This window comes from Alteromonas gracilis (assembly GCF_036870955.2).
In the GTDB taxonomy this organism is placed as follows: domain Bacteria; phylum Pseudomonadota; class Gammaproteobacteria; order Enterobacterales; family Alteromonadaceae; genus Alteromonas; species Alteromonas gracilis_A.
Genome location: NZ_CP145482.2, coordinates 3,110,995 through 3,123,822 on the forward strand (window position 1 = coordinate 3,110,995; position 12,828 = coordinate 3,123,822).

The 12,828-nt window shown below is 37.5% G+C and carries 12 protein-coding genes; 10 read left to right on the forward strand and 2 right to left on the reverse strand.

Translation table 11 applies throughout. The annotated features are described in order from the left end of the window. Positions 1 to 35 precede the first annotated feature (35 nt). Positions 36 to 1,910 (reverse strand): acyltransferase family protein, encoded by a 1,875-nt coding sequence (locus tag V6N89_RS15040; RefSeq protein ID WP_338518260.1) that lies wholly within the window; start codon positions 1,908 to 1,910, stop codon positions 36 to 38. Between the two features lie 160 nt (positions 1,911 to 2,070). On the opposite strand from V6N89_RS15040, the gene V6N89_RS15045 reads away from it, so the two are divergent. Continuing rightward, entirely contained in the window at positions 2,071 to 4,119 is a 2,049-nt protein-coding gene (locus tag V6N89_RS15045) for an acyltransferase family protein (RefSeq protein ID WP_338518261.1), read from the forward strand. A 124-nt stretch (positions 4,120 to 4,243) separates the two neighbouring features. Here the strand turns inward: V6N89_RS15045 and V6N89_RS15050 are convergent, their stop codons facing one another. Next, on the reverse strand, positions 4,244 to 4,477 hold the full coding sequence (locus V6N89_RS15050; RefSeq protein ID WP_346992888.1) for a hypothetical protein: 234 nt from the start codon (positions 4,475 to 4,477) through the stop codon (positions 4,244 to 4,246). Between the two features lie 139 nt (positions 4,478 to 4,616). On the opposite strand from V6N89_RS15050, the gene V6N89_RS15055 reads away from it, so the two are divergent. The 9 genes from V6N89_RS15055 to V6N89_RS15095 all read left to right on the forward strand — a co-directional run bounded on the left by V6N89_RS15055 (position 4,617) and on the right by V6N89_RS15095 (position 12,826). Continuing rightward, on the forward strand, positions 4,617 to 5,789 hold the full coding sequence (locus V6N89_RS15055) for a glycosyltransferase family 4 protein (protein ID WP_338518262.1): 1,173 nt from the start codon (positions 4,617 to 4,619) through the stop codon (positions 5,787 to 5,789). A 133-nt stretch (positions 5,790 to 5,922) separates the two neighbouring features. Beyond that, a complete protein-coding gene (locus V6N89_RS15060; RefSeq protein ID WP_338518263.1) occupies positions 5,923 to 6,615 on the forward strand; it encodes a phosphoadenylyl-sulfate reductase in 693 nt (230 codons plus the stop codon). 11 nt (positions 6,616 to 6,626) lie between these two features. Continuing rightward, a complete protein-coding gene (locus tag V6N89_RS15065) occupies positions 6,627 to 7,562 on the forward strand; it encodes an NAD-dependent epimerase/dehydratase family protein (RefSeq protein WP_338518264.1) in 936 nt (311 codons plus the stop codon). A gap of 90 nt (positions 7,563 to 7,652) precedes the next feature. Continuing rightward, entirely contained in the window at positions 7,653 to 9,179 is a 1,527-nt protein-coding gene (locus tag V6N89_RS15070) for a lipopolysaccharide biosynthesis protein (RefSeq protein ID WP_338518265.1), read from the forward strand. Between the two features lie 13 nt (positions 9,180 to 9,192). After that, positions 9,193 to 9,615, forward strand: coding sequence for a hypothetical protein (locus V6N89_RS15075; protein WP_346992889.1), 423 nt, complete (start codon positions 9,193 to 9,195; stop codon positions 9,613 to 9,615). Beyond that, positions 9,602 to 10,690: a hypothetical protein gene (locus V6N89_RS15080; protein ID WP_338518267.1), complete on the forward strand. Its 1,089-nt coding sequence runs from the start codon at positions 9,602 to 9,604 to the stop codon at positions 10,688 to 10,690. Before V6N89_RS15075 ends, V6N89_RS15080 begins: the two co-directional genes overlap by 14 nt. Positions 10,691 to 10,694: 4 nt before the next feature. Beyond that, positions 10,695 to 11,576 (forward strand): polysaccharide pyruvyl transferase family protein, encoded by an 882-nt coding sequence (locus V6N89_RS15085; protein ID WP_346992890.1) that lies wholly within the window; start codon positions 10,695 to 10,697, stop codon positions 11,574 to 11,576. Further along, entirely contained in the window at positions 11,540 to 11,839 is a 300-nt protein-coding gene (locus V6N89_RS15090) for a polysaccharide pyruvyl transferase family protein (RefSeq protein WP_346992891.1), read from the forward strand. Before V6N89_RS15085 ends, V6N89_RS15090 begins: the two co-directional genes overlap by 37 nt. Continuing rightward, on the forward strand, positions 11,840 to 12,826 hold the full coding sequence (locus V6N89_RS15095) for a glycosyltransferase family 2 protein (RefSeq protein WP_346992892.1): 987 nt from the start codon (positions 11,840 to 11,842) through the stop codon (positions 12,824 to 12,826). The last annotated feature ends 2 nt before the right edge of the window (positions 12,827 to 12,828 follow it).

A 12,828-nucleotide genomic window follows, 5' to 3' on the forward strand; every position in this document is an offset into this window, starting at 1 on the left:
GCTCCCCCCATTTTTTCGTTTGGTTACTACCTCGTTTACTCTATCGTCTTTTTGATTTCTTGATTGCCCCAAAACTCATTGATCAAACTCATCGCGCCATTATGTGAAACATGACCATAGTCAAATTGCATTGGATCTCCATTAGGCGCATACAGTATGCACCTGTCGCTAGTTGGACACATTTTATGTAGTAACGATATATAAACTGCGCCTCTACTATCAACAGCCTGACCGAGTACATAGTCTAATTCAGAACTCTTCGTATAATTTGACATTGTTTGAATTGCATTTTCTGAAGCCCTAGCAAGCAACCATGGTAACGAACTCTGATATTCAACAAGAGGACCAATTACAGCAATTTTCGGCGTATATTGTTTTAGGAAATCCAGCATATTAACCAGTCCGTCAACATCAGCTTCTCGCCACCGAGCTGAGACTAAAACTAAATCAAAATTCAAAGTTGGTATGACATCTTTCATACCCCAATCTAATAGCTGGGTGCATCTTTTCTCTCCTACTAAAGGAATCGTAGGTTTGCAACCGCTAGCGGTTAATTGCGAGAGCGTTACATTGTTAGGTAGCGTTGTTTCAAGCGAAGATACCCAGTGTGCAGCAAAGCTATCACCAACAAGCAAAATATTTATGCTTCCATCGATTACGTTTATACAGCTATTGGCATTGTAGTCGTCAACCCGATTAGCGGAAGTAATAAAACATTCGCCACGTTTGAAGGTTTTGCCATGATCAACATTCTCAAATTTTTCCAAAAACACCTTGTTAGGGTCAACACCTTGCTTTTGGAAAGGAATTAAAGCAAAAATGCCTGAAGCTAAAACCGCTGAACACACTAAAAATGTGCCACTTGTTTTGATGGATGATACCGAAAGATGCTTTTTTCGAAGTGGTGTTTCAACAATAAAGTAAGACAACGTACCAAGTACGATCGAGACAATTAGGACCAGCAATTTATCATGTAAAACATAGCTTCCTATAAATATAGTTTTGTAGAAAACGATAACGGGCCAATGCCAAAGGTAGAATGAATATGAGATATTCCCAAAAAACTGACTTAGCTTATTGGCAAGCGCGTAATGGATAACACCTTTTTCTATACGTGCATATATAATTAATGCAGTAGCAATGGTAATAGGGACAGCATTAACACCGGGAAAGCTAGTGTTTTCGTTAAAAACGAAAAGCAGCGTTATTGTTGTAAATAAACCAGCTAAAACCAGTGCGATTCTGACACCGTGATTTAATTTTGTAGCGGGAACTATTGCAACTATTCCGCCAATCATAAATTGCCAAAAGCGCGTTGGCGAGGCATAGAAGCTGAGCGAACTATCGTAAGATAACACCCACTCGCTCAGCGAAAAAAAACAAACCGCAATAACTAACAATATGACACATGCTTGTTTAGTGCTTTTACAATATTTTGAGACGCCTAATAAAATTAACGGAAAAAGTAGATAAAACTGCTCTTCTACTGACAGCGACCAAGTATGTAGAAGAGGAGCAAATTCTAACTTAGAATCGAAATAGCCTGAATGTGAATAAAACCAAAAGTTTGAATAGTAGAAAAGCGAAGAAAGCGCGCTGTTTGCAAGTTGTTCAAATTCGCTGGGTAGAAACAAACAATAAGCAACAACACTACTCACGGATATCATAGCAATAAGAGACGGTGCCAAACGCCTGAACCTGTTTGCATAAAAATCTGCAAAACTGAATTGTTCACAAGATAGTTTTCGCCAAATCTGACCTATTATGAGGTAGCCAGATATTACGAAGAAAATATCTACTCCCAAATATCCACCCGGAATGTGACGCGGGGAAATATGAAAGAAAACAACGCTTAAAACGGCAAGAGCCCTCAGCCCTTGAATATCTAGCCTAAAACCTTTTTCGATCATTACTGATAATAGCCTTCAAAATCTTGCGCGTTAACGTATGTTTCACAACGCTTCGTTTTAAAAAGTAAGAATCAATTTTTGATACCTTACAGTTTCGTCAGAAAACGTATACTATAAGATTCCATTGCAAAAAACATTGTAAATATCAAGAACAAGACAAATGAAAACCACTCTAAAAGGCCATTCAAAATATAGGCCTGAGATAGATGGACTTCGTGCCATTGCAGTATTATCCGTTGTAATTTTTCATGCCCAAGCTCCATTTTTATCTGGTGGATTTGTTGGTGTTGATATATTTTTCGTTATTTCAGGTTTTCTTATAACTGGTATTTTGGTTTCGAATTTTGAAACTAACATTTTTTCATTACCGCTGTTCTACGCTAAACGAATTAAGCGCCTGTTACCAGCAGCTCTCACACTTACATTGGTTACCCTACTTTTCGGCTACTTCATATTAACGCCGGATAAATATCTGGAACTCGCAAAAAGTGCAGTTATGTCTTCTGCCTTTGCCGCTAACGTTTGGTTTTTTTTAAATTCTGGCTATTTTGACCAATCGACTGAAATTTCGCCTTTGGTGCATATGTGGTCGTTGTCTGTTGAAGAGCAGTACTATTTTATTGTTCCAGTCCTGATTTTTTTATTATTGAGGTACGGAGGAAAGAAAGCCCTAAATATTGGATTAACTATTATCACACTAGGCTCATTTGCTATGAGCGTACTTTTAACACCAAAACATCCCGACGCCTCTTTTTATCTTCTTCATACTAGAGCTTGGGAATTATGCGCTGGTGGTTTACTGTCATTAAACCTTCATAAACTCAATTTTCTTTCAAGTAGAAATATAAACGTACTCGCCTGCTTCGGCTTGTTAATGCTTGGTTATTCATTATTTTTTATAACCCCTGCTATTTACTTTCCGGGGTGGATTGCAGCAGTTCCAGTAATTGGGACTATCATAGTGCTTGCTACAATTAAAAACAGTCAGGTTGTAGGCTACGCACTTTTAACCACACGCCCTATGCGCTTTATTGGTAAAATTTCTTACTCGATGTACCTTTGGCATTGGCCAATAATTGTTTACTACCGGATATATGTTTCAGAGCGACACTTTAACGCTACTGAACAGGCGACGTTAACACTGCTAAGCATTATCGCTGGCTACGTTTCTTGGAAGTTTGTAGAAGAGAAATTTAGGTATAGCAAGTACACTCCTACAAACACAATTTTAAAAGGCGCTTCAACGTCAATTTTTGTAATGATGGTATGCTTCGCTGTTTACTTTTACCAAGGGTTTCCGTCAAGAATTAGTGAGCAGGCAAGAGCGATTACCGACCACAATTTAATGCAGCAATGGCCATGTAATGAGAAGGTACGACTTTTTGAAAAAATAGAAGAGGAATACTGTGTTGTTGGCGCTAGCTGGGCTACCACTAAGTCTAAAGCTATACTGTGGGGCGATAGCCATTCAATACACTGGTCGCCAATCTTTCAGCAGTATTTGCACAATAAAGATATAGCATTGGTTATTGCCCCTAGAGACTGCCCTGCCTACCTTGATGGTGTTTTGATAAAAGAAAGATACAAAAAGTTTCCGAGTTTTACTGATATGTGCGCTAGAAAACATCAAGCAACGCTGGAATTATTAAGAAACGAAAAAAATATCGACTATGTTATTCTCGCGGCGGCTTGGGCTGGGCATTTAAGAATGCTTTATGAAGACGTTAACAAAAGTGGTTCGGAAAAACCTTCAAGTAAACAAGAGTTGATGAAGCTAGGGCTTACAAAGCTTTTAAAAGAACTTCAAGGTTTGAATAAACAGGTTTTGGTTATTGGCGACATTCCTAGAAACGAAAGTGGCGTTAATATTGCGGAATGTGAGTTCAATACTATGACTGAATTGCTGCGAAGAGAATGCGACAGCGACCATACCTACCTAAACAGCGAAGATGTTAAGAAAACGCATAAACATTCTGAGTTGGTAATGGCGAACACCACAAAACAATTCGACAATGTAAAGTTTGTTTCATTCGTGGATACAATGTGCAATTCGAGTAAAGGTAAATGCATTACCACTTTAGACGGCGATATTTTATATCGAGATGGGAATCATTTGCGTCAGAATCTGACGCCCACAACGAACAATTGGTTTATAGAAAAATTACAATTATTAGATTTTTTCAAGAAAAGTAATACTATCGATTTATGAAAACACAAAACGAGTGAATCGACCAGACTTTACTAGACAGACTTTCGTTTGAATTCTTCTGGCTTTGCATAAGCCAGTGGGCGCATAACAATCGAGTCAGCGCTACCGAAATTAGCTTTGGACTTTACTTTTGATCCAATCCTAACTCTACAAAAGCAACTGTCATATCGGGCCTCTTATATATCGCACCATATAACCACCACATTAGAGCCTTTATCTGCGCAACTTCAGGTAGGTAATGGCTAACCCTAATCCGGTAACGCTTAACTTCACGACTGATAGTGCTTTGTCTCTTTTTCAGCCGCTTTTCAATTCCATCTGTAAACTGAACCCCTCGCGCAAGCTCTACTTCTATCATATATATTTTTCGTTTAATCAAATCCTTGTAACTCTTGTTAATAATCCTAGTTTATTTGCTTCAGTGTTGTAACATTCAGCCAGAGAGTGATTGTATCTTAATGGTTGAGGTTTCAGGCCGATTATTCAAGGAGTAGTTTTTGAAAGTTCTTCATCACACAATGCAGTTTTTACCTGTTTCACAAACTTTTGTTATCGATCTAATAAATGAACTAGGCGAACAAGATAGTTTAGAACAAGCAATTGTAACTCATGAAGTTATTACAGGTAATATTGCTAGAGTACCAGTCTTTGATATATCTCTAAATTATTTGTCAAAATATGTTAAAAAACTGGTCAATGCGAAAAATAAGTTAATATCTGGATTGGCGCACAATACGGACTACGTTAAAGCTAATTCAATTATTACTAGTTTTAAACCAGATGTGATTCATTGTCATTTTGGCACGGCAGCCTACATGAACTTCTATATACAAAAATATTGCAAAGTTGAGATACCCTTAGTCATATCATTACATGGTTACGATGTGTTTGACGTGGATAAATTATTTAGTGGATATCGAGATTCCATAGAAAAGTTGGCACAGCGTAACGTGGTTTTTACATGCCCAAGTCAATATTTGGAGCAAGAAATTCATAAAAGGCTGTCAATTTCAGCGGATAAAGTCAAGGTTGTTCCTAATGGGTTTAATGCAGGGTTATTTAAGCCTGCTCCTAAATTAAGAACGTTGAATAAAAAGTGTAATATTGTTCATACGGGACGCTTTGTTGACTGGAAAGGCCAAAAGTTTCTCATAGAAGCTGTTAGTACATTAAAGAAGCGAGGGTATGATCGAGTAGAATTAGTATTGGTTGGTGGTGGCGAGACAATGCAAGAAAACAAACAATTAGCAAAAATCTTGGGGGTTGAGAAGTCAATAATATTTAAAGGGGCGGTTTCTCATCAAACCGTCGCTCAGTTGTTGAATGACGCTGATCTTTATGTTCACCCCAGCTACACCTCATCTAAAGGGAATGCGGAAACTTTCGGTGTAGCAATTCTTGAAGCATTGGCGTGCTCATTGCCAGTTGTCATAACAGATTCAGGAGGAATGAAAGAGATCATAAGTTCACCAAATGAAAATTATGTAAAAGTTGTCCCCGAAAAGTCATCTGAAGTTTTAGCCGATGCTATACAGTGTTTTATAGATGATAATGCTTCTTTTGACGAAGATCAGTTTGCCAGATTTAGACAACAAGTGGTTGATGATTGCAATATAAAGCTAACCAAAAACAAAATTTACTCGATATATGAAACGTTAGTAAAAAGCTGATACGTTAACACAAAATTATTTTACTTAATTTCGGTGCTGGTAATTTTTGATCATATGGGTGATTTTTTCTTGACCAAAAGTACTATCACTATAATATTGTCAGGACATCCCTTAAGTCTCACTAGCGGCCAAAATGAGCTCAGTATCATTAGAAAATCTCGATTTCAACCAGCAATTTGAAACTTTTTCTGCAAAGGTGAACTCCTTCCTAGATGACAGCAAATCTGTTGTAGTATCATCTTCATTTCAGACTCAAAGTCTTCCTCTTTTGCATATGATTTCGAAGCTCGATACCAAAATCCCTGTTGCCTTTATTGATACGGGCTTTCTGTTTCCGGAAACTTATATATTTAGGGACAGAGTTGCCGAAGAGCTTAAACTTCATATCATCAACGTTTCTTCTAACGTAGAATATGGACAACAGATCGATAGCAGCAATCGATTTTTGTTTTCTACGGCTCCAGAAAAATGTTGCAATCTTAATAAAGTTGCATCGTTCAATGCGTTTCTTAAAGGTTTTGATGTTTGGATTAGTGGGGTTAGAGCAGATCAGAGCACAACTCGAAGTCAAATGAAAGAGACTCAAAAAAACTCTGACGGCTTATTGAGATATCATCCAATGCTTAATTGGAGCAGTAAAGACATATTTTTGTACCGCAAGCACAATGGGCTGCCATCACATCCGCTGGAAGAGCAAGGGTATTTGAGTGTTGGATGTATTCCATGTACTCAAAAATATATTGATTCAATTGGATCTGAGCGAGGTGGCCGCTGGTCTGGATTGAAAAAAGATGAATGTGGTTTACATACTGATCTAGCAAAGTGAGAATGAAATAAATGCGTATTTTGGTCACAGGGGGTGGAGGGTATCTTGGAGCTAATTTGGTCGAGATGTTCTTAGATTTGGATGAAGTGGAATCGGTTATTGTTTACGATAATTTCTCTAGGAAGTGTTTCAGTGTTTTGTCTTTATTGAATGACATTCATCAAAGTAAATTGGAGATACAGTGTAGTGACTTACTTGACAATAAGTCCTTGCACCAAACTTTACAAAATGTAGATGTCATAATTCATTTAGCCGCAGTATGCAGGACTCCGTTTAATGATGAAAACCCACAATTTTTTGATCAGGTTAACCACTGGGGAACCGCCGCTCTTGTGGGTGAACTTGATAAGATCACAACGTCAAAAAAAGTACTCTTCGCAAGTAGCGGCTCGATTTATGGTCGCACAGATTCTGAAGCTACAACTACGACGATACCACATCCAGTAACTTCCTATGCTAGGTCAAAACTTGCTGGCGAGACACAAATGAAGCGCCTTAAAGGCAAGCACAGTGTAGCCATTTATAGGTTTGGTAATGTTTTTGGTATTGGAAAGTCTATGCGTTTTGATGCTGTTATTAACAAGTTCTTTTTAGAATCCATTTTCAGTAAACCTTTAAAAGTTGAAGGTGATGGTACTCAGCGTCGACCATTTGTTCCTTTAAATAGTGCGATTTCTATGATTAAAAAGTATGTTTTTGAGGATTTTCAAGGTGTTTTTAATATAAATACACACAATTGGTCTATCAATGAAATACTCGATGGTTATCGGAATATTTTCAATCAAACCGAAATCATTCATATAAACCAAAATGAGGTTTTAGGGGGACTGAATATGACACCATCTCAACTTGTCTTAGATAGTCAAACTGAATTTATGAATAAAAGTTTTAGCTATTATCTGAATAGCATGGTTGATGAATTTAAAGTTGTAAACTGTGGGCTCTAACAGGGGCTTTACTTCCTTCAATTTTGATAATGTGCGTTTGTTTCTATTTGTCGGTTGAATAAGTTTTATGCTGCTAAATTGGTTAATTGAGTGACTAGTAAATCAAAAATAATGAACCGAGATGAAATTTTTTCAGTTCGACACCTTGAATCAAACCTCAAAGAGCATTCTGTTAAAAGTGCCGCTGTAACAATTATTGCGCAAGCTTTTAAGGTTGTTCTTCAAATTGGTTTTATTGCACTTTTATCGCGCTTATTGTCGCCTAACGACTTTGGTCTGATAGCTATGATTGCCGTTGTGACGGCTCTAGGTATGACGCTTTTGGATGGTGGACTGTCAATGGCAACTGTTCAAAGAGCGACTATTACTCACACACAGGTATCAAATCTATTTTGGATTAACATATCATTGGGCATTTTGCTTACATTGGTTGTCGCAGCAGCGAGTCCATTAATGAGCTGGCTGTATGGTGAAGACAGTTTGCTATTCCCTATGTTGGCCCTGAGCAGTACATTCTTGATTGGTAGTTTTGTTGTACAACACGAGGCTATATTGAAAAGGCGCATGCAGTTTAAAGCGCTTTCGACAATTGATCTATGTTCGGTAACTGTTGGAAATACTGTTGGTGTTATATTTGCGTACAAGGGGTTCAGTTATTGGTCTTTGGTCTTCGCTACAATTTCGACTTTTGTAGTGAGGGTTGTCATGACTTGGTGGGTGGTAGGCTGGATACCTTCTTTTTATCAGAAAAGCAGCGAAATCGGTGCTTTGGTTGGATTTGGAGCAAATCTAACGGGCGTCAATTTTGTAAATTATTTTACCAATAATATTACCCCTTTTTCTATTGGTATAATTGGTGGTGCTAATGCGCTTGGTTTGTTTGACCGTTCATTCAGACTTGCTTCAATTCCCAAAAACCAAGCCTTGATGCCAGTTTTGAAAGTACTTCAATCAACTCTAGTCAGAGTTGCTGTCGACCCGCAAAAACTGGAAAATCTTACGATCTCGCTAATGTCTAAACTGTCTTTAATTACTTTTCTAATATCATTGGTGATGTTTCTTTCCGCTGAATGGATTGTTTTAACTTTACTTGGAGAGTCTTGGGTAGAAGCTATTGCCATTTTTAAGCTGTTATCAATCGCAACAATTGCTACACCAATAACAACGTTAACTGCAATGTCGTTAGTTGCTATGGGGCAGGCAAAAGCGCTACTGAAATGGAAGATAATTACTTTCAGCATACTGTTAATGGCCTTGATTATAGGAAGTTTTTGGGGCATGTGGGGGCTTCTTTTCGGAGTAACTTTGTCAGCTCTATTTATTAGAGTTCCCCTGTTTTTTATTTATGCTGCACATTATTTACCAATTAAAGCCAAACAGTTATTTTTAGCCATCGCCTCCCCGTTGCTAATTTCACTATTCCTCGGTTTACTATTTGAGCTTTTTGTAATAAATCTTCTCCCTAGTCATTCTCTAGTTTCTATTGGGTTATATGTTTTTTTCATTCCTGCAGTTTATATTTTTCTTTGTTTAATAATAAAAAGTACACGACGCGATGTTATCGAGTTAGTAGGGTTGATTCGAGATAACCTCAAGCTCTCTAAATTTACAAAATAAATAGGTATTTAACATGGATCTACTTGTTATCGGGATTGATGGAGGCACAAAAGAAATTATTGATAATTTGCCCATGCCCTTCACTCAGTCGCTGTTTAAGACAGCAAAATCTAAAACCTTAACAGAAGATTTAATTAGTAGAGGATGGGCTGAGGTCTTAACGGGGCAACATGCGGCTGATACTAAGGCTTTTTATTTAATGCCTTGCGCCGACAAAAGCTACGATTTCAGTGCTTCTTACTCAAAGAAAGATATGGTTAATGAGAGTCCTTCAAAACCGCTGTGGGAAGTTCTGAACGAAAGCGGTGCGAGTGTTGGCATCGTAAATGTGCCAACGACCGGGCCTGTCGATGAAGTAAACGGATTTTTTATCATGCGGTGGCGGTGGAGGTTTAAAAGCGGGAGGAGGCATACCAAAGGGAATGTTTTATCCTGAGAAGTATGAAAAAGTTCTAGAGCGTAACGAGTATGTATTTGATGTAAGGTTACCTGGTGGAACGAAGACTGTCTCTGAATTTATAAAAAAAATAACCGCAGCAGAAGAATGCCAGAAAAATACGTTTATTGAATTAAGTTTAGCTGAGAAGCCTCACTTTGGGTTTCACTGTTTTAGGATTACGACTGAAATTCAATACTTGTGTCGTTATGAAATAAACAGATGTATGGAAGGTTTGAAAAAAGCTAAGCAGGAAGGTGTTGATTTTTTACCAACTACGACGGTTCAAGAAAGTATAATTCGACACTATCAAAAGTTAGATCAACATATTGAAGATATCTTTAAGGCTTTAGCTCCGAAAAACTTCTTATTTATTGGTGATCACAGTACATCTTCATTTGAATATGAGGGTAATGCGGATGTTTGGTTAGCGAATAATGGCTATTTGAACAAAGAAGGAATGTATAAGGCGTTTAAACGCAGGTTGACTAAATTCTTATCGAATAAGTTCGGAGTAAATATAGCAAATACAGCAAAAACTCCTGCCAAAAAGGGTTTGATTCGTAGGCCTATTACTAGGTTTGACGCAGACACAACGAAAGCGTTTGGTACATTTTACGACACAGGGAATTTTGCGGGGATTTTTATCAATGATGAAGCTCGTTTTGGCGGCGCAATAAATTCTGAAAACGAAATCAACGAGTTAGTAGATAAAATCTGCCAAGAGTTTAATTCAGATGAGACGAATATAAAATACCAGATTAGCGCGGAACCTTATAAAAGGAACTTTTTGAATACCAAGTTTTGTGAACTAATGCCGGACATTAAATTGCAAAAACCAGACAATATTTATTTTTCAAGTCGAAGGTGGGAGTATTTGATCGAGAATCCGTACATGAAACCTATCGATGAGCCTATTGAAGGTAAGAAATATCCATTCACTGGCGCTAAGGGAAGCGACCCTTTGTTTGTTTACAGTACAGAGCTCGATAAATTTATCCACAGTGAAGATCCCAACGATCTCAGGATGACATATCGACTAATTAAAAGATACTTTTCCAACGGAGCACCTTAACACAATGAAAGTAGCTATTTTGACTCAACCTTTGGGGCACAATTATGGAGGCTTGTTACAAGCTTATGCGCTTCAACACGCTATTTTAAAGTTGGGGGCAGATGTAGTTACGGTCGACCGCAGAAAGTTAGATGTGAAGCTGACCATCTCTGAACAATTAAAAATTTGGGTAAATGATACAATCCGTCTTGCAAAAGGGAAGATTAAAAATCGACCATCTATACATAAAGTTAGATATGTATTGACTAATCTTCACTCGTTTAAAGCTAATCATATTCAAATTTCTCCTGAAATTACTAAACAAGAAGAGTTGATAGAATACTTTACACAGAACCCAGTAGATTTGTTAATTGTTGGCAGTGATCAAGTGTGGCGTCCTAAGTATTCTCCTTGCATAGCGAACTACTTTTTTGATTTTTATTCCAAGATTGAAAGTTCTCCTAAGCGTATTAGCTACGCTGCCTCATTTGGAGTTGATACATGGGAGTTCAATGAACAGGATACGAGAAAGTGTCGCTCTTTAATTAGTGGGTTTGATGCTGTGAGTGTGAGAGAGGACTCAGCAATTGAACTTTGTAAATCCTATCTAAATGTTGATGCTGTAAAAGTCGTCGACCCTACTTTATTGTTGGAATCATCTGATTATAAAGCGCTTATGCCAAAGAGCGATGTTTTAGGGGCTAGCGGAAGAGTACTAAATTATATATTGGATCCAGCCAAGGAAAAGCAGGATATTGCAAAAAAAATTGCTAGTTTACTTTCTAAGGAGAGCCTAACTATAAAACCAGATGATTATATAAAGGTTAAACCAAAGCATATTGATAAGTGTATTTATCCTGGAGTGGAACTTTGGTTACAGAGCTTTTTCTTTGTGATTATGTGGTAACTGACTCTTTTCATGGTTGTGTATTTTCTATTATTTTTAATAAGCCTTTTATCGCCGTTGGTAATGTAAGCCGAGGTTTAGCTCGGTTTAATTCGCTGTTATCAATGTTTAACTTGGAGAAAAGGCTTGTTGATTCAGAGCTAAATATTGATAAAGAGATTCTAGTTTCCGAAATAGATTGGAATCAGATAAATATTAAGCGTTCAGAGCTTATCAAAGAAGCAAGTAGCTTTTTACAAACTTATTTATCTGGAGATAATTAATTGGAAAATTCACAGCTTGTTTCTATAGTAGTACCCGCTTATAACGCAGAAAAGACATTAGAGGCAAGTATTTATAGCCTTATCGAACAATCATTGAGAAAAGTTGAGATTGTTATTATTAATGATGCCTCGGATGATAAGACCTTAGATATTGCAAACCTACTAGCGAAGATAGATTCTAGGGTTAAGGTAATTGATTTGCCATTTAATCAGGGCGTATACAAAGCGAGGGCAGTAGGTATCGAGGCTGCGACAGGCAGCTGGATTGGCTTTATGGATGCGGATGATTTTGTAAAGCCTACTATGTATGAGCGAATGCTTAAAGTAGGAGAGGCTTATTCAGTTGATATTGTAATTTGTAATGCGGACAGAGTTACACAAGCTCGAGAGTTTTTGAATCATAAAGTTTCGTTAAATAAAGAAGGTGTGCAGAAAAAGGATATATTTGAGTCTTACTGTCATCTCGAGCTAGGTACTGGAGCGCTATGGAATAAACTATACAAAGCGAGCAACATAAAAAAATGGGGAACAATTAAGCATCCAATCAGACAGGATACCCATGAGGATGCCGTAATAAACTTTGGGTGTTTTTACGAGGCAGAGTCAATCTACTTACTAAAATCAAGTTTATACGAATATGTATATAACTCAGCAAGTGTTACATCAAAAATTACAAATGATCGTGCCTTTTATAAATTGATTTTGTCCTATTTTTTAGCACTTTTCATATACAAAGATTTAGACAAAGACAGTATTATCTTACTTACAGACCTTTATCGCTCAAAGCTTGAGTGGTCTTTATACCAACCATTGAGCTTAAATTTATCAGAACAAGATTTACAACAGTTGACTCCCCTTATGGCTCATGGTCTAGAAAGTAGTCCAGAGGCAATTTTAAAACTACTTTTAAGGCAACCGACTCAAAAAAAGAAGCTTGGTCAGTTGGCTGAAAAAGTGGGTCGCGAAATGAAGATTGACAAAATTTGATC

Coding starts and splice junctions, on each gene's coding strand:
- V6N89_RS15040 (WP_338518260.1), bottom strand. CDS start 1,910: ATGATCGAAAAAGGTTTTAGGCTAGATATTCAAGGGCTGAGGGCTCTT.
- V6N89_RS15045 (WP_338518261.1), top strand. CDS start 2,071: ATGAAAACCACTCTAAAAGGCCATTCAAAATATAGGCCTGAGATAGAT.
- V6N89_RS15050 (WP_346992888.1), bottom strand. CDS start 4,477: ATGATAGAAGTAGAGCTTGCGCGAGGGGTTCAGTTTACAGATGGAATT.
- V6N89_RS15060 (WP_338518263.1), top strand. CDS start 5,923: ATGAGCTCAGTATCATTAGAAAATCTCGATTTCAACCAGCAATTTGAA.
- V6N89_RS15065 (WP_338518264.1), top strand. CDS start 6,627: ATGCGTATTTTGGTCACAGGGGGTGGAGGGTATCTTGGAGCTAATTTG.
- V6N89_RS15075 (WP_346992889.1), top strand. CDS start 9,193: ATGGATCTACTTGTTATCGGGATTGATGGAGGCACAAAAGAAATTATT.
- V6N89_RS15080 (WP_338518267.1), top strand. CDS start 9,602: ATGTTTTATCCTGAGAAGTATGAAAAAGTTCTAGAGCGTAACGAGTAT.
- V6N89_RS15085 (WP_346992890.1), top strand. CDS start 10,695: ATGAAAGTAGCTATTTTGACTCAACCTTTGGGGCACAATTATGGAGGC.